Source organism: Streptomyces luteosporeus (genome assembly GCF_039532865.1).
Classification (GTDB): domain Bacteria; phylum Actinomycetota; class Actinomycetes; order Streptomycetales; family Streptomycetaceae; genus Streptomyces; species Streptomyces luteosporeus.
Genome location: NZ_BAAASL010000019.1, coordinates 78,744 through 99,557, shown reverse-complemented (window position 1 = coordinate 99,557; position 20,814 = coordinate 78,744). Strand labels below are relative to the sequence as shown.

Below are 20,814 nucleotides of genomic sequence, written 5' to 3'. Positions count from 1 at the left end.
TGCACGCCTTTCCCCCGGGAACCCTTCGCGGATATCGATGACCTCGCAGGCCGGGCATAAACGGACAACACCCCTTCGCAGGACCCCGGCAAAAATCTGTGTGATTGGCAACTGATGTCCGGAATAGCTCACTCCACCACTTCTCATCCGTGTGGGTGACATCCCACGACGGATGCCGTCTGCGTTCCCGGGAAGTCAACCCACCGTGAACCCTGCCGAGTTGGAAGGCGACCCGCCCGAGGGCCGGACGTCCTGGCCCAGGGCGGCCCTCGTCGCCCTGCCCGCGCTGCTGGCCGTCGCGGCGATGGCCGTGGCGATGGCGGACGGCGTCCTCGCCTCCTCCTTCGCGGTGTCCGGCACGGCCTTCCAGGTCTCCGCGCAGCAGCTGCGGAGCAAGGGCCTGGCCGCGTACGTCGACGTGGCCCCGTCCACCGGCGGCGGCCGCCCCGGCGCCCTGCTGGGCATCGGCGACGCCCGGCTGTCGGACATCTGCCAGGCGGCGCGCGTGCCCACCCCGGTGGGCGAGGTGGTCCTCCGGCTGCGGGCCGGCGGCAGCGCCGGGCCGGTGGACGTGCACGACCTGGTGCTGCACGGCGACGACCTGGTGGGCGACGCCCGCTTCGGCCAGGTGCAGATCGGCCGGGACGCCTCGACGCTGGACCAGGTGCCCGCAGTGCACGGCGCGCCCGGGCAGTTCGGCCTGCAGGCCCGCGAGGTGTCGGTGACCGGCGTGCGCTCCCACGCCTGGTCGGTCACCGGCGGCGACTTCCGCCTGACGGGGCTGCGGCTGGACGTGGGCCTGAACGGGCCGGCGTGCTTCTGAGCAGGCGCTGGCGGCGCACCCGGCCGTTCTGGGCGGCGGTGCTGCTCGTCCTGGCCGGTGCGGAGCTGGCCCTGGCGCCCCTCGCGCCGTGGAGCGTGCTCATCGGGCTCGGGCTGGGCGGCATCGCCGCCCTCGGCATCGGCGCGGCCCTGGTGGTCGCCGGGGTGTTCCTGTTGCTGCGGCCGCAGATGCGGCACTACGTGGGCCTCCACGCGGTGATCCTGTCGGTGGTCTCCTTCGCTGCCAGCAACCTCGGTGGGTTCGGGGCCGGGATGCTGCTGGGCATCGCCGGCGGCGCCATGGCGTTCGCGTGGCGCCCGGTGCGGGCGGGCGCGCCGCCCGCACCGGGGCCCGGGCCGGCTGCGGGCGAGTCGCCGTCCAGGGCGCTGGCGGTGGCGCTGCCCCTGGTCCTGCTGGCGACCGCCCTGCCGGCGCGGGCCCCGCAGCGGACCGGGCCCGTCCCGGCCGGTGCCGTCCCGCCGACGGTGACCACCACCCGCTTCGCCCCCAGCGGGTTCACCCTCGCCTCCGTCGAGCGCCTGCCGACCGCCGCCGGGCCGCGCAAGGTGATGGTGCTCAGGATGCGGGCCGCGTCCCTGCGCGACTACCGGCTGCTCACCCACGACGGCGGCCCCGAACTGGCCCTGGACGTGCGGGAACTGCGGCTGCGCGGGGACGTCACGCTGTACGTCACCGACTTCAGCGGCTGCGTCCAGGGGCTGCTGTGCCTGTCCTTCAGCGCGGACGCCCTGCCCGTGCCGCCGGTGGTGCCGCCGTTCGTCTTCATGACGGACGTGCGCGCCCGGCAGGCCCTGATCACCAGCGACGTCATCGACGCCGACGGGCTGCGCATCGCCCCGGAGCACGCCACGGGCGCCCTGCCGCCCGGCTCGTGAGCGCGCCGTACCACCGGCGTGGTGTCCGCCGCCGCACGCGGACGGGCGCTCCGACGAGCCGCCCGGGCACGGGGGTTCCGCCCGGGGCCGAGGGGGAGACCGGTGGGTGCGGCCCCCACCCCCGACCCGCCGGGCCGCCGCCAGGACGAACCCCAGGGACAGGAGTGCCAGCAGTGGCCATCATCGTCACGTTCCACGCCGAGGGCGCCGGTCAGGAGCTCTACGACGCGTGCATCGAGCGCCTCGTCGGCCGGCCCTTCACCTCGCTCGCCGACATGCCCGTCAGCGGACTGCTCGCGCACGTCGCCGGGCCGGTCGACGGCGGCTGGCGGGTCACCGACGTGTGGGAGTCGCCGGAGGCCCTGGAGGCCTTCGGCAAGATACTGGCCCCCGTGCTCGCCGAGCTCGGCTACGGGCACCTGCGGCCGGAGATCACGCCCGCGCACAACGTCGTCACGAGCTGAGCGGCACGCCTGCCCGCGGGGGCGCCCTCGCTCCCCGCGGGCAGGTGACCGGGTCAGCCGGGGCCCTCCGGGCCGTCGACCCGCAGCCGCACCTGCTCCTCCAGGCGGTCCAGGCTGCGCTCCAGCGCGGTGGTGACGACGTCCGCTCCGGGGTCGTGCCGCTCGTCGAAGAACGACAGGTGGACCGTGACCTCGCTGGCGCCGCCGCCGATGCCCGCCACCTGCAGCCAGCCCGCGTAACTCCCGCCCTCGCGCGTACCCCACTCCACGCGCATCTGCTCGGCCTCCGCGCGGAAGAGCCCGGGCTCGTCCTGGCCGGTGCGGTCCTCGTGGACGGTGACCGCCGGCAGCTCCTCGGCCCGTACGTGCAGGTCGTCCGGGAGCCAGCTGCCGAGCCGGGTCACGTCCGAGGCCTCCTGGAAGACGTGGTCGGCCAGCGCGGGCATCGTGCGGGACCGCTCGTATTCGCTCATGCCATACCCATTTCCGTGCGGGTCCTTCCCCCTGAAGGCGCCTGCCCGCCCGGCGGCGGACCGCGCGGTGAAGCCACCCGTTCGCGCCGCGCCGTTCCGCCTTTCGGCGTCATGGCGCGTTGGCGGGCCGCGCTGCGGGGTACCGGCGCCAGGTGAGAGTCCGGCACCCTTCCCACCGCGGCGGCGGGCGACGCGGGGCCTTCGAGCACCTGGCCGAGAACGCCTCGCATTTCACCAGCTCGCGGTCGTTCTTCGTGGTCTGCTTCCTGCTGGTCGCCAACTTCGTGGCGATGCACGTCCTGCAGCCGTCCGTCGAACTGGAGCTGCTGGCGGCCGGTGTGATGACGGCGGTCACCCTGTTGCTGCTCGCCCTGCTGAAGAACTCCGAGCAGCGCGCCGAGCACGCCATCCAGCGCAAGCTGGACGCGATCGCCCGGGCGCTGCTGGCGCAGCACGAAGGAGGCGACGAGGAGGCGTTCGACGAGCTGCGCGACGCGATCCGCATGGAGGAGGAGACGTGAGGCGCGGCCGTCAGCAGATGCGCGGCAGTTGCTCGCCGTCGGGCAGGGCGACCACGCGCGTCCCGCCGAAGCGGGTGCGGGCGACGACCGTACCGGGGTGCTCGGCGACGCACTCGCCGACCACGGCGGCACCGGCGCCCTGGGGGTGCGCGCGCATCGCGGCCAGGACGGCGTCGGCGTGCTCCCGCGGGACGAAGGCCACCAGCCGGCCCTCGTTGGCGACGTAGAGCGGGTCCAGGCCGAGGAAGCCGCAGGCGCCGGCGACGGCCTCGGGCACCGGCACCGCGTCCTCGCTCAGCACGACGCCGGTGCCGGAGGCCGCGGCGATCTCGTTCAGGGCCGTGGCGAGACCGCCGCGGGTGGGGTCGCGCAGGGCGTGCAGGTCGGGGGTGACGGCGAGCATGGCGGTGACGAGGGAGGCCAGCGGGGCGGTGTCGCTGGCGACCTCCACGCCGAACTCCAGGCCCTCGCGGACGCTGAGCACGGCCACCCCGTGCAGGCCGATCGGGCCGCTGACGAGCACGACGTCGCCGGGCCGGGCCCGCTGGGGGCGGATGTCCACGCCGTCGGGGATCACCCCGATGCCGGAGGTCGTCACGTACACGCCGTCGCCGTGGCCGGCGTCGACCACCTTGGTGTCCCCCGTCGCCACGGTGACGCCGGCCGCCCGCGCCGCGGCGCCGATCGCGCGGGCGACGCGTTCGACGACGCCGAGGGCGGTGCCCTCCTCCAGGACGAACGCGCAGGACAGGTACGCGGGGCGGGCGCCGCTCATCGCCAGGTCGTTGACGGTGCCGTTGACGGCGAGGTCGCCGATGCAGCCGCCGGGGAAGAACAGCGGCCGCACCACGTAGGAGTCGGTGGAGAAGGCCAGGCGGGTGCCGCCCAGGCGCAGCTGGGCGCAGTCGCCGAGGGCGTCGAGGACGTCGTTGCCGTAGGCGGGCGTGAACAGGCCGGTGATCAGCTCGGCCGACAGGGCCCCTCCCCCGCCGTGGCCCAGGACGACGACGGGTGCCTCGCGCAGGGGCGCCGGGCAGGACCAGGCGCTCGGGTCGGGCAGGGCGGTGGCCCCTGGTGTGGTGGTGGCGTCAGCCAACGGGGGTGGCCTCCTTGCCGGTCGCGGCCGCCGGGCCGGTGCCCAGGCGGCGGTAGAGGTAGTAGGCGGCGCAGGCCCCCTCGCTGGAGACCATGGTGGCGCCGAGGGGGGTGCGGGGGGTGCAGGTGGTGCCGAAGGCGGCGCACTCGTGCGGCTTGATGTGGCCCTGGAGCACCTCGCCGCTGCGGCAGGCCTCCGGTTCGCGGGTGCCGGGGCCGGTGACGCCGAAACGGTGCTCGGCGTCGTACTCCCGCCAGGCGGGGGCCAGTCGCCAGCCGCTGCCGGGGATGGTGCCGATGCCGCGCCAGGGGCGGTCGGTGACCTCGAAGACGTCGGCGAGGATCGCGAGCGCGGCGGGGTTGCCGCGCTCGGGTACGGCGCGCGGGTAGGCGTTCTCCACCCGGTGCTCGCCGCGTTCGAGCTGGTGGACGGCGCGGCGGACGCCTTCGAGGATGTCGAGGGGCTCGAAGCCGGTGACGACGACGGGCACGCCGAACCGCTCGGCGAGGGCGGGGTACTCGGCGGTGCCCATCACGCTGCACACGTGCCCGGCGGCCAGGAACGCCTGGACGCGGCAGTGCGGGGAGCTCATGATCGCCTCGATGGCGGGCGGTACGCGCACGTGCGAGACGAGCATGCTGAAGTTGCGCACGCCCAGCCGGCGGGCCTGGTGCACCGTCATGGCGTTGGCGGGGGCCGTGGTCTCGAAGCCGATGCCGAAGAAGACGACCTGCTTGTCGGGGGTGCGGCGGGCGATGTCGAGCGCGTCCAGCGGGGAGTAGACCACCCGTACGTCGCCGCCGTCGCTCTTGACGCGGAACAGGTCGCGGCCGGTGCCCGGGACGCGCAGCATGTCGCCGAAGGAGCAGAAGACGACCTCGGGCAGGGCCGCGATGGCCAGCGCCTTGTCGATGGTCTCCAGCGGGGTGACGCACACCGGGCAGCCGGGGCCGTGGATGAGCTCGACGGCGTCCGGGAGCAGCTGGTCGATGCCGTGCCGGATGATCGAGTGGGTCTGGCCGCCGCAGACCTCCATCAGCGCCCAGGGGCGGGTGACGGTGGCGTGGACGTCCTCCAGCAGCCGCCGGGCGAGGGCTGGGTCCTGGAACTCTTCGAGGTACTTCACCGCGCGTCCTTCTCCGGGATGTCGGGGGCGGGGGCGCCCGCCTCGGCCGCGGCGCGGCCCCAGGCGTCGCCGAACTCCTCCTCCAGGGCGCCGATGCGCCGGAAGAGGTCGAGCGTCGCCCGGGCGGCCTGCTCGTCCAGGCGCTGCAGGGCGAAGCCGACGTGCACGATGGCGTAGTCGCCGACCTCGATGTCGGGCAGGTAGGCCAGGCAGACGTCCTTGACCGCGCCGCCGAAGTCGACCTGCGCCATGCGGGTTCCGTCGCGTTCCTCAATGCGGACGACCTTGCCGGGCACGGCCAGGCACATGGGTCCCTCCTTCCGGGGTGCGGTGGGCGCGGGCGGCCACCAGCAGCTGGCCGAGGGCCAGTCCGCCGTCGCCGCAGGGCACGGCGCGGTGCCGGAGCACGGTGAAGTGCCGTGCGCCCAGGGCCGCCGTGCAGGCCTCGTCGAGCACGGCGTTGGCGAACACGCCGCCGGTCAGGGCGACGGTGGTGGTGCCGGTGCGCTGCCGGGCCGCCTCGCAGGCGGCCGCCACGGCTGCGGCGACGGCGTGGTGGAAGCGGGCGGCGACGACCTCGCGGGGCGTGCCCGCCCGTACGTCGGCGGCCGCGGCGCGCAGGACCGGGGCCGGGTCGATGGCCTGCGGCCGCCCGGGCTCGCCGTGCAGCGCGAAGGCGTACGGGGTGCCGCAGTGGTCCATGGCGGGCGCGGCGTGGGCCTGCAGTTCGACGGCGGCCTGGGCCTCGTGGCCGGTGCGGTGGCGGATGCCGGCGAGGGAGGCCAGGGCGTCGAAGAGCCGGCCCATGCTGGAGGTGGGTACGCAGGCCACGCCGCGCTCCAGCTGGCGGGCGAGCAGGGTGCGTTCGCGCTCGTCGCAGGCGCGTACGCAGGGCAGGTCCGCGTGCCAGGGCTCCCCCGCGGCGTAGAGGTGGGCCAGCGCCATGCGGCAGGGGTTGCGCACGGCGGCGTCGCCGCCCGGCAGCGGCACGTAGGCCAGGTGGGCCAGGCGCCGGTAGCCGGCGTAGTCGGCGAGCAGCACCTCGCCGCCCCACACGGCGCCGTCGTCGCCGTAGCCGGTGCCGTCGAAGGCGACGCCGATGACCGGTGCACTGCCGTCGAGGCCGGCGTCGGCCATGGCGGAGGCGACGTGGGCGTGGTGGTGCTGCACGAGGTGCAGGGGGCGGCCGGCGGCGCGGTCGCGGGCCCAGGCGGTGGAGCGGTAGCCGGGGTGCCGGTCGGCGGCGAGCAGGCGGGGGCGTACGCCGGTGAGTGCGGACAGGTGGCGTACGGCCGCGTCGAGGACGGCGACGTTCTCCAGGCGGTCGAGGTCGCCGATGTGCTGCGAGAGCCAGGCGGTGCGGCCGCGGGCGAGGCAGAAGACGTTCTTCAGGTCGCCGCCGGCGGCGAGGGCGGGGGTGACGTCGAAGGGCAGGTCGAGGGGTTCGGGCACGTAGCCGCGGGAGCGGCGCAGCGGCAGGTGGCTGCCGTCGGGGCGTACGCGCACGACGGAGTCGTCGCACGGGGTGCGGATGGCGCGGTCGTGCCCCAGGCGGGCGTCGCACAGGGCGGGCAGCCGGGCGTCGGCGTCGTCGGTGACCAGCGGCTCGCCCGAGCGGTTGGCGCTGGTCATCACGAGCACCCGGGGTCCGGGCGGATCGCCCGGCAGCCCGAACAGCAGCCGGTGCAGGGGGCTGTAGGGCAGCATGACGCCGACGTCGGGGGTGCCGGGGCACACGGCGTCGGCCAGGGGTGCGGTCGTGCGGCGGCGCAGCAGGACGACGGGGGCGCGCGGCCCGCACAGCAGGTCGCGTTCGGCGTCGGAGACGGCGGCGAGGGCGCGTACGGCGGCGAGGTCGGCGGCCATGACGGCGAAGGGTTTGCCGCCGCGTTCCTTCAGGGCGCGCAGCCGGCCGACGGCGGCGGGGTCGGTGGCGTCGCAGGCCAGGTGGTGGCCGCCGATGCCCTTGACGGCGACGATGCGGCCGCCGGCGAGCAGGTCGCGGGCCCGGGCGAGCGCCTGCTCGCCGGTGAGGTGCGCGCCGCTGTCGTCCAGGTGGAGCCGGGGGCCGCAGTCGGGGCAGGCCACGGGCTGGGTGTGGAAGCGGCGGTCGGCGGGGTCGGCGTACTCCGCGGCGCAGCGCTCGCACAGCGCGAACGGCGCCATGGTGGTGGTGGCGCGGTCGTAGGGCAGGCCGGTGACGATGGTGAAGCGCGGGCCGCAATGGGTGCAGGCGATGAAGGGGTGCCGGTGGCGCCGGTCGGCGGGGTCGGTGAGTTCGGCGTGGCACTGCGGGCACAGGGCGGCGTCGGGGGGCACGCGCGTGTGGCCGGGCCCGGGCACGGAGGGCCGGATGACGAAACCGGTCCCGCCGAGGGCGGGCAGGCGGTGCCGGTCGATGGAGGAGATGACGGCCAGCGGCGGGGCGTGGCCGGTCAGGCGCTCGCGGAAGGCGCGCAGGCGGTGCGGGTCGCCCTCGACCTCGGCGACGAGCCCGCCGGCGTCGTTGCGGACGAACCCGGACAGCCCGAGCTCCCGCGCGAGCCCGTGCACGAACGGCCGGAAGCCCACCCCCTGCACGGCCCCCCGCACGACGACGCGCTCCCGCACGCAGCCGGCGGCGGCCGTGCCGCCCTCCGCAGGTGCGCCGGGCGCGGACCGCCCCTCGTCGGTGGGCGTCGTCACGGCCGGGGTGCGGTCGCGTCGTCGGGGTCCGGGCGGCGGTGGCGGCCCGGGCCCGGGGTGCAGGTCTTCGGGAGGTCCGCCGTCGCGGGGGCGCTCTGCAGCGCCGGCCGGTGGAGGGTGGCGCCGTCGGACGCGGCCAGGACGTGGTCGACGAGCGTGCCCACGCCCTCGCCCGTGCGGGCGGAGGTGGGCAGGATCGGGACGCCGGGGTTGACGCGGTGGACGTGGGCCGTGAAGGCGGCGCGGTCGAAGGCGGCCGCCTCCTCCAGGTCGGTCTTGGTCAGGACGACCAGGTGGGCGAGGCCGAAGGCCAGCGGGTACTTCAGGGGTTTGTCCTCGCCCTCCGTCACCGACATCAGCGTCACGCGCAGCGTCTCGCCCAGGTCGAAGGCGGCCGGGCAGACGAGGTTGCCGACGTTCTCGACGTACAGCACGCGGGTGCCGGGCGGGGGCCAGCCGTCGAGGTGGGAGCGCAGGTGGGAGGCCTCCAGGTGGCACAGGCCGCCGGTGAGGACCTGTTTGACGGGGGCGCCGGAGCGGGCCAGGCGTACGGCGTCGTGGTCGGTGGCCAGGTCGGCGGTCAGGGCGGCGGCCGGCACGCCGCGGGCGGCGGTCGCGGTCAGGACGGGTTCCAGCAGGGCGGTCTTGCCGCTGCCGGGGCTGGAGAGCAGGTTGACCGCCGTGGTGCCGTGCGCGGCGAGTTCCTCGCGCAGGGCGCCGGCCAGCATGTCGTTCTCGGCCAGGACCGCCTGGCGCACGTCGATGGCGCGGCACATCACGCGCTCGCCTCCTGAAGTTCGATTCCGGTGATCTCCAGCTCCCGGCCGCTCAGCAGGTGCGTCGTGGAGCCCTCGCAGCGCGGGCACCACAGGAAGGGCGGGGTGCCGACGGCGAAGTCGTGGGCGCACGCGGCGCAGCGGGCGCGTGCGGGGATCTCCTCGACGTCGAGCCGGGCGGCGGCGAGCTCGGTGTCCTGGCGGGCGACGGCGAAGGAGAAGCGCAGGGCGTCGGGGACGACGCCGGCGAGTTCGCCGACGCGTACGCGCACCGCGGCCACGGCCGCGGGGCCGTGCGGCCGGGCCAGGGCGGCCGCGCGTTCGACGATCGCGGTGGCGATGGACAGCTCGTGCACGCGCCCTCCTGCTCAGGTCACCGCCGTCGGAAAAGGTGCTTGTGCGACCACAGTGCGCACAGCGCCGCCGTGGACGGCGCAGCGCCACGGCGGCACCGGTGCGACGGGGGCGGGGTATTCGCCCGCGTAGCGCAATCACGGTGCCGTCCGCGCGGCGCTGCGCGGGGCGGGGGCCGCCCGTGGTGACGATCGGTGTGCCGGTGGCCCGCGTCCGGGCCGGGGCCGGCAAAGCCGCGCCAGGAGGTCGATCCCGTGCAGATCCTGCTCATCGCCAGCGCGTTCAACAGCCTGACCCAGCGGGTGTTCGCCGAGCTCGGCGACCGGGGCCACGCGGTGGCCGTGGCCGTCGTGGACGGGGACGAGTCGCTGCGGGCCGCGGTGCGCCGGCACTGTCCGGAGCTGGTCCTCGCGCCGATGCTGACGTCGGCGATCCCGCGTGACGTGTGGTCGCGCCGGCCGTGTCTGGTGGTGCATCCGGGGCCGCCGGGCGACCGGGGGCCCGCGGCGCTGGACTGGGCGCTGCACGAGGGCGAGCGGCGCTGGGGGGTGACGGTGCTGCAGGCGCAGGAGGAGATGGACGCGGGTCCGGTGTGGGCGAGTGCGCAGTTCGCGGTGGCGCCGGGGGTGACCAAGAGCGAGCTGTACCGGGGGGAGGTGGCGGACGCGGCGGTGGAGGCGGTGCTGCTGGCGGTGCAGCGGTTCGCGTCGGGCTCCTGGCGTCCGCGGCCGCAGGAGGGGCTGCGGGTGCGGACGCGGCCGGCGCTGCGGCAGGCGCAGCGCCGCATCGACTGGGAGGCGCAGCCGACGGAGTCGGTGCTGCGGGCGTTGCGGGCGGCCGATTCCCGGCCGGGGGTGCGCGACGCGTTCCTGGGGGCGGAGTGGTTCCTGTACGGCGGGCATCCGGAGGACCGGCTGCGGGGCCGGCCCGGTGAGGTGCTGGCGACGCGGGCGGGCGCGATCTGCCGGGCGACGGTGGACGGTGCGGTGTGGATCCCGCAGCTGCGCCGCTGCCGGACGCAGGACGCGCCGGCGGGGGTGAAGCTGCCGGCCACCCTGGCGCTGGGTGACGCGCTGCCGGACGTGCCGGAGGTGCCCGCGCCGCTGGAGCTGCCGGCGCACCGGTGCACGTGGAGCGACATCCGCTACACGGAGCAGGGCGAGGTGGGTTTCGTCCGGTTCCGCTTCCCGGGCGGGGCGATGAGCACGGATCAGTGCCGGCGGTTGCTCAACGCGTACCGCTTCGCCTGCCGGCGGCCGACGTCGGTGGTCGTGCTGGGCGGGGAGCGGGACTTCTTCTCCAACGGCATCCATCTGAACGTGATCGAGGCGGATGCGGACCCGGCGGCGGAGTCGTGGGCGAACATCAACGCGATCGACGACCTGGTGGAGGCGGTGCTGACGACCACCGACCGGCTGGTGGTGGCGGCCGTGGCGGGGAACGCGGCGGCGGGCGGGGCGATGCTGGCGCTGGCGGCGGACGAGGTGTGGTGCCGGGCGGGGTCGGTGTTCAACCCGCACTACCGGCTGATGGGGCTGTACGGCTCGGAGTACTGGACGTACACCCTGCCGCGGCGGGTGGGTGCGCGGCAGGCGCAGGCGCTGATGGAGCAGGCGGCGCCGGTGAGCGCGGCCCGGGCGCGGTCGCTGGGGCTGGTGGACCGGATCGTTGCGGGGCCGGCGCAGGAGTTCGCCGGTGCGGTCACCCGGATGGCCGCGGACCTGATCGGTGAATCGGACGTGCCGGTGCGCATCGCGGTGAAGAAGGCGGCGCGGGAGCGGGACGAGGGGCTGCGGCCCCTGGCGGCGTACCGGGCGCAGGAGCTGGAGCGCATGCGGGAGGTGTTCTTCACGCCGGACGCGCCGTACCACGCGCTGCGGTCGGCGTTCGTGCGGGGGCTGCCGGCGCCGGGTGCGCAGGGGCGGCTGGAGGCGTTGTCGCGCCTGCACGCCCCGAGCAGGCGTATTGCCGGGAAAGATGAGGTATGCCAGTTTTAGCCCCGGGGCCGTATCCCGGTGCCGCGCCGCCTGCCGCGCCCGCCGGAAGCCGAAGGGAAGCGAGCCGATGGGTTTCGAGCCCATGACACCCGGCTTCGACGAGGTGCACGTCCTGTGGACCTCGGAGGGCATGAGCTGCGACGGCGACACCGTCTCGGTGACCGCCGCCTCGCTGCCGAGCCTGGAGGACGTGCTCCTCGGGGCGATCCCCGGCCTGCCGAAGGTGCACCTGCACAACAAGGTGCTCGCCTACGAGACCGGGGACGACTTCACGGCCGCCTTCCACCGGGCGGCGCGCGGCGAGCTGGAGCCGTTCATCCTCGTGGTCGAGGGGTCGATCCCCAACGAGAAGATCAACGGCGAGGGCTACTGGACCTCGATGGGCAACGACCCGGACACCGGCGAGCCGATCACCCTCAACACCTGGCTCGACCGGCTGGCCCCCCGGGCCTGGGCGGTGGTGGCCGTCGGCACCTGCGCCGCGTACGGCGGCATCCACGCCATGGCCGGCAATCCCACCGGCTGCATGGGCCTGGTGGACTACCTGGGCGAGGACTTCCGCTCGGCCGGCGGGCTGCCGGTGGTCAACGTGCCCGGCTGTCCCGTGCAGCCGGACAACTTCATGGAGACCCTGCTGTGGGTGCTGCACCAGGCGGCGGGGCTGGCGCCGGTCATCCCGCTGGACGAACAGCTGCGGCCGACCTGGCTGTTCGGCAAGACGGTGCACGAGGGCTGCGACCGGGCCGCGTACTACGAGCAGGGCGACTTCGCCAAGGACTACAACTCCCCCAAATGCCAGGTGAAGGTGGGCTGCTGGGGCCCGGTGGTCAACTGCAACGTCACCAAGCGCGGCTGGATGGACGGCGTCGGCGGCTGCCCGAACGTCGGCGGGATCTGCATCGGCTGCACCATGCCGGGCTTCCCCGACAAGTTCATGCCGTTCATGGACGAGCCGCCCGGCGGCACCGTCTCCACCGCCGCGATGGCCGTCTACGGCCCGGTCATCCGCACCCTGCGCTCGATCACGAACGTCAGCGCCAACCGCGAGCCGAAGTGGCGCCACAACCAACCGGCACTGACCAGCGGCTACGAGCCGCGCTGGTCGGGCGGCCACTAGCCGGCCGAAGGCCCGACGCACCCCAGGCACCAGGAGAGGAACCGCCCGTGGCAACCGCCCAGGACATCGACGCGGCACAGCGCGACCTCACCGAGGTCGCCTTCGACCCCATCACCCGGATCGTGGGCAATCTGGGCATCTACACGAAGATCGACTTCCCGGCGCGGCGGGTCGTCGAGTGCCGCAGCACCTCGTCCATCTTCCGCGGCTACAGCGTCTTCATGAAGGGCAAGGACCCCCGCGACGCGCACTTCATCACCAGCCGCATCTGCGGGATCTGCGGCGACAACCACGCCACCTGCTCGGTGTACGCCCAGAACATGGCCTACGGCGTCAAGCCGCCGCCGCTCGCCGACTGGATCATCAACCTCGGCGAGGCCGCCGAGTTCATGTTCGACCACACGATCTTCCAGGACAACCTGGTCTTCGTCGACTTCTGCGAACGCATGGTCAAGGAGACCAACCCCTCGGTCCTCGAACGCGCCGAGCGCACCCCCGCCCCGCGCGGCGACGTCCACGGCTTCCGCACGATCGCCGACATCATGCGCGCCTTCAACCCCTTCGAGGGCGAGGTCTACAAGGAAGCGCTGCGCATGAGCCGGATCACGCGCGAGATGTGCTGCCTGATGGAGGGGCGCCACGTGCACCCCTCGACCCTCTACCCCGGCGGCGTCGGCACGGTGGCCACCCCGCAGGTCTTCACCGACTACCTGGTGCGCCTGATGCGCTGCCTGGACTTCGTCAAGCGCGGCGTGGCCCTCAACGACGACGTCTTCGACTTCTTCTACGAGGCCCTGCCCGGCTACGAGGAGGTGGGCCGGCGGCGCACGCTGCTGGGCTGCTGGGGCTGCTTCCAGGACCCGGAGGTCGTCGACTACGACTACCGGCACATGAACACCTGGGGCAACGCCATGTTCGTCACCCCCGGCATCGTCGTCGACAACGAACTGGTCACCACCGACCTCGTCGACATCAACCTCGGCATGCGCGTGCTGCTGGGCAGCTCGTACTACGAGGACTGGGCGGGCGAGGAGACCTACGTCGAGAAGGACCCCCTCGGCAACCCCGTCGACCAGCGCCACCCCTGGAACCAGACCACCCTGCCCCGCCCCCAGAAGCGCGACCTCGACGGCGGCAACTACAGCTGGGTGATGAGCCCGCGCTGGTACGACGCCCGCACCGGCGACCACCTCGCGCTCGACACCGGCGGCGGCCCGCTGGCCCGGCTGTGGGTCACGGCGCTGGCCGGCAAGGTCCGCACCCCGTACGTGCGCTCCACCGGGCAGGGCGTCGAGATCGACCTGCCGAAGACGCCCTCGACCCCGGAGATGCGCCTGCAGTGGAAGCCGCCGCCCTTCCCCAACACCATCGAGCGCGACCGGGCGCGGATGTACTTCGTCGCCTACGCCGCCGGCATGGCCCTGTACTTCGTCGAACGGGCCCTGGAGGAGGTGCGGGCCGGGCGCACCAAGGTCTTCGAGGACTTCGACGTGCCCAAGGAGGCCATCGGCGTGGGCTTCCACGAGGCCGTGCGCGGCGTGCTCTCCCACCACCTCGTCATCCGCGACCACAAGATCGCCAACTACCACCCGTACCCGCCCACCCCCTGGAACGCCAGCCCGCGCGACCCCTACGGCACGCCCGGCCCGTACGAGGACGCCGTGCAGGGTCTGCAGCTGTTCGAGGAGAACGGGCCCGAGAACTTCAAGGGCATCGACATCATGCGCACCGTCCGCAGCTTCGACCCGTGCCTGCCGTGCGGCGTGCACATGTACCTCGGCGGCGGGCGCACCCTGCGGCAGAGCCACTCGCCGACCTTCGGCGCCCTGGCGTAGGCGGGAGGCGCATCCATGCCCTGGAACCGTGACGAGGCCCGCGCCCGGGTCGCCCGTACCGAGGCGTTGCTGGCCGGGCTGGAGGAGCTGCCCGGCCCGGCCGCGCGCGAGGTGGCCGCCGACGCCCTGCACGCCGTCGTCGCCCTGTACGGCGAGTGCCTGGCCCGCGTCCTGGCGCAGGTGGACGAGGCGACGGCGGCGGAGCTGGCGGCCGACGAGCTCGTCGGCCACCTGCTGCTGGTGCACGACCTGCACCCGCAGCCGGCCGCCGACCGGGTGCGGCGCGCCCTGGCGACCCTGCGCCCCGCCCGGGCCGCCGAGCTGACCTCCGTGGAGGGCACGGTGGCCCGCGTCCGGCTCGATGCCGCCGGCTGCGGCTGCTCGGCCGACCGGGCACGGCAGCAGGTCCGCGAGGCGGTGACGTGGGCGGCGCCCGAGATCGAGCACGTGGAGCTGGAGGAGAGCGCCCCGGCGGCCGCGCAGGCGCTGATCCCGGTGGAGGCGCTCTTCCGGGCCGGTGCCGGCGGGGAGAAGGTGCCGTGAGCACCGCCGTGCGCCTGCGCGCCCTCGCCCGGCGGCCACCGCCCGCGGCGCCGCCGCAGCGCTGCGACCTGTGCGCCGGCCTGCTGCCCGCCGGCCACCGGCACCTGCTCGACGCCGCCGACGGCACGGCGCTGGTGTGCGCCTGCGGCGCGTGCGCGCTGCTCTTCGGCCACCAGGCGGCCGGGCGCTACCGGCTGGTGCCCCGGCGCCGGATCCGCCTCGCCGGCCACCGGATCGACGACCTGCTGTGGGCGGCGCTCGGCGTGCCGGTGCACCTGGCGTTCTTCGTCCCCGAGGAGGGGGACGGCGCGGCCACGGCGAGCTACCCCGGCCCGCTCGGGGCGCCGTGCGCCGCCGTGGACGCCGAGCTGTGGCGCGAGCTCGCCGCCGGCCTGCCCGAGCAGGCACGCCCGGCCGCCGGGGTGGAGGCGCTGCTGGTGGACCGGCAGGCGGGCGAGCACTGGATCGTCCCGGTGGACGACTGCCGTCGCCTGGTGGCCGTGCTCCGCGCACACTGGAAGGGCCTGTCCGGAGGACCCGCGGCCCGGGCCCGGATCACGGATTTCTTCAGGGAGCTGGCGACGGACGCGCCGGCCCCCGGGGAGCTGTAGGAGGCGAGATGGACCGCACGCAAGCGTCGACCGGCATGGCCGCCATCACCGTCGGCAGGCCGCAGGTGCGCCCGGACAAGCCCGCGCACGTCCGCGGCGTACGGCAGGGCAACCACACCGGGCACTACAAACGCCAGCCCGGCCACCAGAAGGACCAGCGGTCCTCCTCCCGCCGGTCGACCGGCATCAACCCGGGCCCGAAGAACCCGATCCTGCCCGGCATGCCCAACCTCTCCCCCGCATGAGCGCGCCCACCGCCCCCGGGTGCGCGCCCGGGCCGGCGCGGCGCGAGGACATCGCCGAGCTGTCGTTCGCCGTCACCGGCTGCCGCCCGCTCGAGCACGCCGCCGTGCCCACGCTGGCCTTCCGGCTGTCCCTCACCCGCACCGGCGGCGGTCCGGTGCGCTCGGTGGCGCTGACCACGGACGTGCGCATCGCGCCGGCGCGCCGGCGCCCGGCGGACGGCGAACGGCTCGCCCTGGCCCGCCTGTTCGGGCGGCCCGAGCAGTGGGCCACCAGCATGCGGCCCCTGTCCTGGGCGCGGCTGACCACGTTCGTACCGCCCTTCGACGCGCGTACGGTCCTGGAGCTGCCCGTGCCCTGCACCCGCGAGTGCGAGCTGGCCGTGACCGCCTACTTCGAGGCGGTGCGGGACGGGGAGGTGCCGCTGGAGTTCCACTTCAGCGGCACGGTCTTCCACACCGGGGACGACGGGAGGCTGCGCACCTCGCAGATCTCCTGGAACGGCGAGGCGGTGCACCGGCTGCCCGCCCGGCAGTGGCACGAGCTGACGGGCCGCTACTTCGGCGGGCAGAGCTGGCTGCGCGTCTCCCGGGAGACCCACGACCTCCTCGCCGCCCACCGCGACCGCCGGGCGCTGGCCGGCTGGGACGAGACCGTCCGCGACCTCGTCGAGGGGACCGCAGGATGACCGCGCCCGCTGCCGCCGCCCGGACGGTCGCCCGGGCCGTCGAGGAGATCACCCGTACCTGCCTGTACGAGGGCTACCTGCTGTGGCCCTACCGCCGCTCGGCGCTGAAGAACACCCGGCGCTGGACGTTCGGCGCCGTCTTCCCCACCGCCTGCGCGGCGGCCCTGGGCGAGCGGAACCGGATGCGCACGGAGGTGCTGCTGGAGGCGGCCGGAGCAGTGCGCGTGCGGGGACGGGTGCGGTTCCTGCACGCCGTCGACCGGCAGGTGCACCGGCGGCTGCCGGACGGCGGCCGGGAGCCGGTCGACGCCCTCACCGTCGCCGGCACCCGGCACCTGACGTGGCAGGAGGCCACCGAGCGCGAGTGGCCGCTGCCGCCGTGGTCGCCGGGCGACGGCCCGCTGCGGGTGCCCGTCGAGGTGCCGGGCGGCCGCTGCGAGGAGGTGCTGACGGGCGCGGACGGGCAGCCGGAGGGCAGCCTGGTGCGCAGCTGGCAGCCGCTGGCCGGGGAGCTGGAGGTGGCGGCCGTGCCGCTGGGCGGCGGTGCCTGGCGCTTCGGCGTCACCCTGCACAACACCTCGCCGTGCCCGCCGGTGGTGCCGGGCCGGCGCACGGCCCGCGACGAGCTGGCCCGGCACGCCTTCCTCTCCACCCACGCCGTGCTGGAGTGCGCCGGCGAGGGCGCGTTCGTCTCGCTCGCCGCCCCGCCCGCCGGCCCCCTCGCGCAGGCGGCGCGGGAGTGCCGCAACGAGGGCGTGTGGCCGGCCCTGGTGGCCGGCCCCGACGGGCCCCCGGACGGCGACCGGCACCGCTGCGCCGCCGTGCTGGCCTCGCCCGTCACGCTGGAGGACTTCCCCTCGGTCGCGCCCGAGAGCCCGGGGCCGATGTTCGACGGGGGCGAGATCGACCAGTTGCTGGTCCTCAGCGTGCTCGCCCTGACCCCCGAGGAACAGCAGGAGGCCCGGGCGAGCGATCCCCGGGCCCGGGAGATCCTCGACCGCTGCGCCGCGCTGTCCCCGCGCGAGCTGATGGCGCTGCACGGCGCCCTCCGCGGCGTCGCGCCCGCCGCACCGGCCCCCTCCCGGGAGGCGGTGTGAACGCCCGGACGGTGGTCGTCGCCGGCGTACGGCTCGGCCGCGGCAGCACGGTGCGGCTGCGGCCGCTGCACCGCACCGACGTGCTCGACCTGGCACTGACCGGGCGCACCGCCGAGGTCGAGGCCGTGGAGGAGGACATGGAGGGCCGCGTCCACCTCGTGGTGAGCCTGCACGGGGACGCCGGGCGGGATTTCGCCACGGGCCTGGGGCACCGCTTCTTCTTCGCGCCGGAGGAGGTCGAGCCGTACGCCACCACGGGGCCGGACGGACCGGACGCCGCGGCGCGGCCGCCGGCGGCCGGCCGGCGCGTGCTGGTCGCGGGCATCGGCAACCTCTTCCTGGCCGACGACGGCTTCGGCCCCGAGGTGATCAACGCCCTGCTGGGCCGGTCCCTGCCGCACGGCGTGCACGCCGCCGACTTCGGCATCCGCGGCATGGACCTGGCCTACCGGCTGCTGGAGGGCTACGACGCGGCCGTGCTCGTGGACGCGGCGCCGCGCGGCGGCAGCCCGGGCACCCTCCACCTCCTCGACGTCGGCCCCGACGACGTCGGCGCCCTGGCGGACGTGCCCGGGGCGCACGGCATGGACCCGGTCAAGGTGCTCGCCCTGGCCCGCGAACTGGCCCGCCAGGAGGGCCTGGAGCTGCCGCGCGTCGTCGTGCTCGGCTGCGAGCCGCTGCTGCGGATGCGCGGCGACGAGACGGACGTGGAGGTCGGGCTCAGCCCACCGGTGCGGGCCGCGGTCGGCGAGGCCGCGGCGTGGCTGCCGTCGCTGACGAAGGAGCTGCTGCGCGACCCGCGCGGCGCGCTGACTGCGGACGCGGCGAGGAGGTGACTCGACATGCGGAACGGCATTTTCATCCCGGCGGTCGTGGTGCGCATCGCGGTGGGCGCGCTCGCCGCGGCCGCGCTCGCGGCCATCGCCTTCAGCACGCCCGACGCGGTGCGCTACATCAAGATGGAGAGCATGTGAGGACGGACCCGCGACCATGAGCCATCCGACGATCGAGGACGTGTTCCTCACGCACCTGCAGGACGCCCACGCGCTGGAGAAGTTCGTGGACACCGCGCTGGGCGCGCTGATCCCCACCGCCGGGGCCCCCGAGCTGCGCGATCTGCTGGAGCACCACCGCGAGCTGACGCGCGCTCACCTGGCCGCGCTGGAGGACCGGCTGGCCGCCCACGACCGGCACGCCTCGGCGCCCAAGGACTCGGGGCTGGCCGCCGCGGCCCTCGCCGAGGGGCTGCTGGCGCGGGTGCGGGCCGACCACGCCGGCAAGCACGCCCGCGATGCGTACACCCTGATCCACGCCGCCGTCGCCGGCTACGAACTGCTGGGACACCTGGCGCGGCGCGCCGGGGACGCGGCGACCGCCGAGGTCGCCGCGCGGCACCTGGCCGACGAGCGCGCGACGGCCGCGGCCGTCGACGACAAATGGGACCTGCTGCTGGACGTCTCCCTGCGGCACGCCGGGGTGCTCTCCGCCCCGCCGCCCGGCACGACGCGCTCCCTGCGCGGCATCGCCGGCGGGGACCGGCAGCGGTAGGCGGGAGGAAGCGGCATGTCACATGCACGGCGCGGACCACGGCGGTCCGGGCGGGCTCACCCGCCCGAGGACGACGCGACCCTCGCGGCGGCCGCCGAACGGCTCTCGCGCGACGTCCTGGAGCTCGTGCGGCGCGAGCTGGAGCGGGCGCGCCCGGAGGCCCTGGCATCGCTGCGCCGGGCGGGGCTGGGCACGCTCACCCTGACGGCCGCGGCGGTGTGCGGCGCGCTCGCGGTGCTCTCGGCGCACGAGGCGGCCCTGGCCGCCCTGGAGCGGTCGATGCCCCGGCGGTGCGCCGCCACGGCACTGGGCGCCGGGTACGCGGTGTGCGGCGCGGGCCTCGCGTGGTGGGGGCGCCGGCAGCTGCACGAGGTGCGCACGGCCTCCCAGCAGGCCCTGGACCAGGTGCGCGAGGGGCCGCCGTTCCGCGAGTGAGGCCTTCTCAGGCCGCTTTCAGGCCGCGTGCTCCTCGGCCGCGGCGCGCTGCCGTCGCTGCCGGGCGCGGCGCAGGGCCCGCCGGTCGTCCTCGCTGGTGCCGCCCCACACGCCGTACTCCTGCCCGGTCTCCATCGCCCACCGCAGGCACTGCTCCTGCACGGGGCAGGTGCGGCAGACCGATTTGGCGTCCTGCGCCTGGGCGAGGGCAGGGCCGCTCCTGCCGATGGGGAAGAACAGATCGGGGTCCTCGTACCGGCATTTGGCGTACTGCCGCCAGTTCATTGCGCGCGCTTCCTCCCTGTCGCCGGTGGGTTGCCAGTCCGCCGTTGTGGCGTTCCCGGTAGCGGCTAACCGGGGACGGCGCGGTTATGCGCGGCGGGTGGCCGGTTCCTGGCGCCGTTGCGGCTGCGGACGTCAGCGGGCCGGGCGCAGCGGTGGCCGGCCGCCGGGGTGGCGGTGGCGCCAGGTCCAGAAGACCGCGCACGCCACGGCCGCCCACACCACGAGTACGGCGAAGGGGAAGAAGTGCTGGTGGTGATGGAAGTAGACCGCGGTGTGCTGGGCGTTGACGGAGGCGCCGGGCGGCAGCCAGCGTCCGATCGTGCCCAGGAGCGAGGGCAGCAGCGGCCAGGAGACGGCGCCGCCGGAGGAGGGGTTGCCCAGCAGCACCATCAGGCCCCAGGTGGGCAGCATGGCCCAGCGCCCCATCAAGGCATTGAACATCGAAAAGACCATGCCGGAGGTGAACATCGTCAGCGCCAGGATCAGCCAGGACTCCACGAAGGGCAGGCGCAGGGCGCCCAGGCCCCAGTCCACGATGGCGGCGATGGCGAACCCGCCGAGCAGGGCGTAGACGGCCGTGAAGGCGATGCGCTCGCCCGGGTTGAGGGCGGCGGCGTTGACGCTGAGCTGGATGGCGCCGACGAAGCCGACGACGACGGCGGCGAGGGTGATGTAGAACAGCGCCAGCCCGCGCGGGTCGCCCTTCTGCAGGGGGTTGATGTCCTTGACCATGACGGGGGCACCGATGGCCCGGCCGACCTGCGGGGCGGTCTGGGCGAGCAGTTGGGCGACGGTGGCGCCGGAGGCCCCGGAGACGTCCAGTTCGGCGGAGTCGGGGCGCTCGCGCAGGATCGCGTAGACCTTCTGCTCCTCGACCGCCCGGCGGGCGTCGGCGTAGGTGTCGTAGTGCCGGAGCCTGAGTTCGGCTCCGAGCGCCTTCTCCATGCCCTGCACGAAGGCGGCGCGGGTGACCTCGGGCGGGGGCACCCCGGTGACGGCGGTGGGGATGTTGTGGGGCGTGGGGTTGGCCATGGCGTACGTGTACGAGCCGGCGAACAGGCCCGCGCCCGCGGCCGTGATGAGGCAGACGACGACCGCGGGGAAGAACGGCGAATGCCGGAAGGCCGTCCACCGTCGCCGCTCCGTCGCGGGGTCGTCCTTGCCACCCATGCCGTCACAATAAGCGGAGGATCGGGATCCG

At 75.1% G+C, this 20,814-nt stretch carries 25 protein-coding genes; 16 read left to right on the top strand and 9 right to left on the bottom strand.

What is annotated here, in order from left to right; translation table 11 throughout:
- Nucleotides 1-205: 205 nt before the first annotated feature.
- The 3 genes from ABD361_RS23460 to ABD361_RS23450 all read left to right on the top strand — a co-directional run bounded on the left by ABD361_RS23460 (nt 206) and on the right by ABD361_RS23450 (nt 2,183).
- Nucleotides 206-823: a DUF6230 family protein gene (locus tag ABD361_RS23460; protein ID WP_344437591.1), complete on the top strand. Its 618-nt coding sequence runs from the start codon at nt 206-208 to the stop codon at nt 821-823.
- Nucleotides 814-1,719 (top strand): DUF6114 domain-containing protein, encoded by a 906-nt coding sequence (locus tag ABD361_RS23455; RefSeq protein ID WP_344437589.1) that lies wholly within the window; start codon nt 814-816, stop codon nt 1,717-1,719. Before ABD361_RS23460 ends, ABD361_RS23455 begins: the two co-directional genes overlap by 10 nt.
- A 173-nt stretch (nt 1,720-1,892) precedes the next feature.
- Nucleotides 1,893-2,183 (top strand): hypothetical protein, encoded by a 291-nt coding sequence (locus ABD361_RS23450; protein ID WP_344437587.1) that lies wholly within the window; start codon nt 1,893-1,895, stop codon nt 2,181-2,183.
- 53 nt (nt 2,184-2,236) lie between these two features.
- Here ABD361_RS23450 and ABD361_RS23445 read toward each other — a convergent pair whose 3' ends face one another.
- The gene (locus ABD361_RS23445) at nt 2,237-2,656 is read right to left on the bottom strand and encodes an SRPBCC family protein (protein ID WP_344437585.1); all 420 of its coding nucleotides are present in this window, start codon (nt 2,654-2,656) and stop codon (nt 2,237-2,239) included.
- A gap of 152 nt (nt 2,657-2,808) precedes the next feature.
- On the opposite strand from ABD361_RS23445, the gene ABD361_RS23440 reads away from it, so the two are divergent.
- Nucleotides 2,809-3,177 carry a low affinity iron permease family protein gene (locus ABD361_RS23440; protein WP_344437582.1) on the top strand — a complete coding sequence of 123 codons (369 nt, stop codon included), beginning with the start codon at nt 2,809-2,811 and terminating at the stop codon, nt 3,175-3,177.
- 10 nt (nt 3,178-3,187) lie between these two features.
- Here ABD361_RS23440 and hypE read toward each other — a convergent pair whose 3' ends face one another.
- The 6 genes from hypE to hypA all read right to left on the bottom strand — a co-directional run bounded on the left by hypE (nt 3,188) and on the right by hypA (nt 9,216).
- On the bottom strand, nt 3,188-4,273 hold the full coding sequence (hypE, locus tag ABD361_RS23435) for a hydrogenase expression/formation protein HypE (protein ID WP_344437580.1): 1,086 nt from the start codon (nt 4,271-4,273) through the stop codon (nt 3,188-3,190).
- Nucleotides 4,266-5,399 (bottom strand): hydrogenase formation protein HypD, encoded by a 1,134-nt coding sequence (gene hypD, locus ABD361_RS23430; protein WP_344437578.1) that lies wholly within the window; start codon nt 5,397-5,399, stop codon nt 4,266-4,268. Before hypD ends, hypE begins: the two co-directional genes overlap by 8 nt.
- The gene (locus ABD361_RS23425) at nt 5,396-5,707 is read right to left on the bottom strand and encodes a HypC/HybG/HupF family hydrogenase formation chaperone (RefSeq protein ID WP_344437576.1); all 312 of its coding nucleotides are present in this window, start codon (nt 5,705-5,707) and stop codon (nt 5,396-5,398) included. The genes hypD and ABD361_RS23425 overlap by 4 nt, the downstream gene beginning before the upstream one ends.
- On the bottom strand, nt 5,670-8,009 hold the full coding sequence (hypF, locus tag ABD361_RS23420) for a carbamoyltransferase HypF (RefSeq protein WP_344437673.1): 2,340 nt from the start codon (nt 8,007-8,009) through the stop codon (nt 5,670-5,672). The genes ABD361_RS23425 and hypF overlap by 38 nt, the downstream gene beginning before the upstream one ends.
- Before the next feature lie 71 nt (nt 8,010-8,080).
- Entirely contained in the window at nt 8,081-8,860 is a 780-nt protein-coding gene (hypB, locus tag ABD361_RS23415; protein ID WP_344437574.1) for a hydrogenase nickel incorporation protein HypB, read from the bottom strand.
- A complete protein-coding gene (gene hypA / locus ABD361_RS23410; RefSeq protein WP_344437572.1) occupies nt 8,860-9,216 on the bottom strand; it encodes a hydrogenase maturation nickel metallochaperone HypA in 357 nt (118 codons plus the stop codon). The genes hypB and hypA overlap by 1 nt, the downstream gene beginning before the upstream one ends.
- A 252-nt stretch (nt 9,217-9,468) precedes the next feature.
- Here hypA and ABD361_RS23405 point away from each other — a divergent pair, with 252 nt between their 5' ends.
- The 12 genes from ABD361_RS23405 to ABD361_RS23350 all read left to right on the top strand — a co-directional run bounded on the left by ABD361_RS23405 (nt 9,469) and on the right by ABD361_RS23350 (nt 19,328).
- Entirely contained in the window at nt 9,469-11,211 is a 1,743-nt protein-coding gene (locus ABD361_RS23405) for a hydrogenase maturation protein (protein WP_344437570.1), read from the top strand.
- Nucleotides 11,212-11,278: 67 nt separating this feature from the next.
- Complete coding sequence (locus ABD361_RS23400; RefSeq protein ID WP_344437568.1) at nt 11,279-12,328, top strand: NADH-quinone oxidoreductase subunit B family protein; 1,050 nt, start codon at nt 11,279-11,281, stop codon at nt 12,326-12,328.
- A gap of 47 nt (nt 12,329-12,375) precedes the next feature.
- Nucleotides 12,376-14,163 carry a nickel-dependent hydrogenase large subunit gene (locus ABD361_RS23395; protein ID WP_344437566.1) on the top strand — a complete coding sequence of 596 codons (1,788 nt, stop codon included), beginning with the start codon at nt 12,376-12,378 and terminating at the stop codon, nt 14,161-14,163.
- Nucleotides 14,164-14,178: 15 nt separating this feature from the next.
- Entirely contained in the window at nt 14,179-14,706 is a 528-nt protein-coding gene (locus tag ABD361_RS23390) for a NifU family protein (protein ID WP_344437564.1), read from the top strand.
- Nucleotides 14,703-15,317, top strand: coding sequence for a DUF5947 family protein (locus ABD361_RS23385; RefSeq protein WP_344437562.1), 615 nt, complete (start codon nt 14,703-14,705; stop codon nt 15,315-15,317). The genes ABD361_RS23390 and ABD361_RS23385 overlap by 4 nt, the downstream gene beginning before the upstream one ends.
- A gap of 8 nt (nt 15,318-15,325) precedes the next feature.
- Nucleotides 15,326-15,562, top strand: coding sequence for a hypothetical protein (locus ABD361_RS23380; protein WP_344437560.1), 237 nt, complete (start codon nt 15,326-15,328; stop codon nt 15,560-15,562).
- Nucleotides 15,559-16,248, top strand: coding sequence for a DUF6084 family protein (locus ABD361_RS23375; RefSeq protein WP_344437558.1), 690 nt, complete (start codon nt 15,559-15,561; stop codon nt 16,246-16,248). The genes ABD361_RS23380 and ABD361_RS23375 overlap by 4 nt, the downstream gene beginning before the upstream one ends.
- The gene (locus tag ABD361_RS23370) at nt 16,245-17,345 is read left to right on the top strand and encodes a hypothetical protein (protein ID WP_344437556.1); all 1,101 of its coding nucleotides are present in this window, start codon (nt 16,245-16,247) and stop codon (nt 17,343-17,345) included. The genes ABD361_RS23375 and ABD361_RS23370 overlap by 4 nt, the downstream gene beginning before the upstream one ends.
- Nucleotides 17,342-18,181 (top strand): hydrogenase maturation protease, encoded by an 840-nt coding sequence (locus ABD361_RS23365; protein ID WP_344437554.1) that lies wholly within the window; start codon nt 17,342-17,344, stop codon nt 18,179-18,181. The genes ABD361_RS23370 and ABD361_RS23365 overlap by 4 nt, the downstream gene beginning before the upstream one ends.
- Nucleotides 18,182-18,187: 6 nt before the next feature.
- Nucleotides 18,188-18,319, top strand: coding sequence for a DUF6893 family small protein (locus tag ABD361_RS23360; protein WP_344437552.1), 132 nt, complete (start codon nt 18,188-18,190; stop codon nt 18,317-18,319).
- 16 nt (nt 18,320-18,335) lie between these two features.
- A complete protein-coding gene (locus ABD361_RS23355; RefSeq protein ID WP_344437550.1) occupies nt 18,336-18,893 on the top strand; it encodes a DUF892 family protein in 558 nt (185 codons plus the stop codon).
- A 15-nt stretch (nt 18,894-18,908) separates the two neighbouring features.
- Nucleotides 18,909-19,328 (top strand): phage holin family protein, encoded by a 420-nt coding sequence (locus ABD361_RS23350; RefSeq protein WP_344437548.1) that lies wholly within the window; start codon nt 18,909-18,911, stop codon nt 19,326-19,328.
- 18 nt (nt 19,329-19,346) lie between these two features.
- Here the strand turns inward: ABD361_RS23350 and ABD361_RS23345 are convergent, their stop codons facing one another.
- Both ABD361_RS23345 and ABD361_RS23340 read right to left on the bottom strand, forming a co-directional pair.
- Nucleotides 19,347-19,613: a WhiB family transcriptional regulator gene (locus tag ABD361_RS23345; RefSeq protein ID WP_344437546.1), complete on the bottom strand. Its 267-nt coding sequence runs from the start codon at nt 19,611-19,613 to the stop codon at nt 19,347-19,349.
- A 132-nt stretch (nt 19,614-19,745) separates the two neighbouring features.
- The gene (locus ABD361_RS23340) at nt 19,746-20,783 is read right to left on the bottom strand and encodes an ABC transporter permease (protein ID WP_344437544.1); all 1,038 of its coding nucleotides are present in this window, start codon (nt 20,781-20,783) and stop codon (nt 19,746-19,748) included.
- Between the last annotated feature and the right edge of the window lie 31 nt (nt 20,784-20,814).

What these genes read in the sequence shown, in the direction of transcription:
- hypB (WP_344437574.1), bottom strand. Translation starts at nt 8,860, where the DNA reads ATGTGCCGCGCCATCGACGTGCGCCAGGCGGTCCTGGCCGAGAACGAC.
- ABD361_RS23350 (WP_344437548.1), top strand. Translation starts at nt 18,909, where the DNA reads ATGTCACATGCACGGCGCGGACCACGGCGGTCCGGGCGGGCTCACCCG.
- ABD361_RS23445 (WP_344437585.1), bottom strand. Translation starts at nt 2,656, where the DNA reads ATGAGCGAATACGAGCGGTCCCGCACGATGCCCGCGCTGGCCGACCAC.
- ABD361_RS23370 (WP_344437556.1), top strand. Translation starts at nt 16,245, where the DNA reads ATGACCGCGCCCGCTGCCGCCGCCCGGACGGTCGCCCGGGCCGTCGAG.
- ABD361_RS23425 (WP_344437576.1), bottom strand. Translation starts at nt 5,707, where the DNA reads ATGTGCCTGGCCGTGCCCGGCAAGGTCGTCCGCATTGAGGAACGCGAC.
- ABD361_RS23375 (WP_344437558.1), top strand. Translation starts at nt 15,559, where the DNA reads ATGAGCGCGCCCACCGCCCCCGGGTGCGCGCCCGGGCCGGCGCGGCGC.
- ABD361_RS23390 (WP_344437564.1), top strand. Translation starts at nt 14,179, where the DNA reads ATGCCCTGGAACCGTGACGAGGCCCGCGCCCGGGTCGCCCGTACCGAG.
- ABD361_RS23360 (WP_344437552.1), top strand. Translation starts at nt 18,188, where the DNA reads ATGCGGAACGGCATTTTCATCCCGGCGGTCGTGGTGCGCATCGCGGTG.
- ABD361_RS23340 (WP_344437544.1), bottom strand. Translation starts at nt 20,783, where the DNA reads ATGGGTGGCAAGGACGACCCCGCGACGGAGCGGCGACGGTGGACGGCC.
- ABD361_RS23400 (WP_344437568.1), top strand. Translation starts at nt 11,279, where the DNA reads ATGGGTTTCGAGCCCATGACACCCGGCTTCGACGAGGTGCACGTCCTG.
- ABD361_RS23345 (WP_344437546.1), bottom strand. Translation starts at nt 19,613, where the DNA reads ATGAACTGGCGGCAGTACGCCAAATGCCGGTACGAGGACCCCGATCTG.
- ABD361_RS23380 (WP_344437560.1), top strand. Translation starts at nt 15,326, where the DNA reads ATGGACCGCACGCAAGCGTCGACCGGCATGGCCGCCATCACCGTCGGC.
- ABD361_RS23355 (WP_344437550.1), top strand. Translation starts at nt 18,336, where the DNA reads ATGAGCCATCCGACGATCGAGGACGTGTTCCTCACGCACCTGCAGGAC.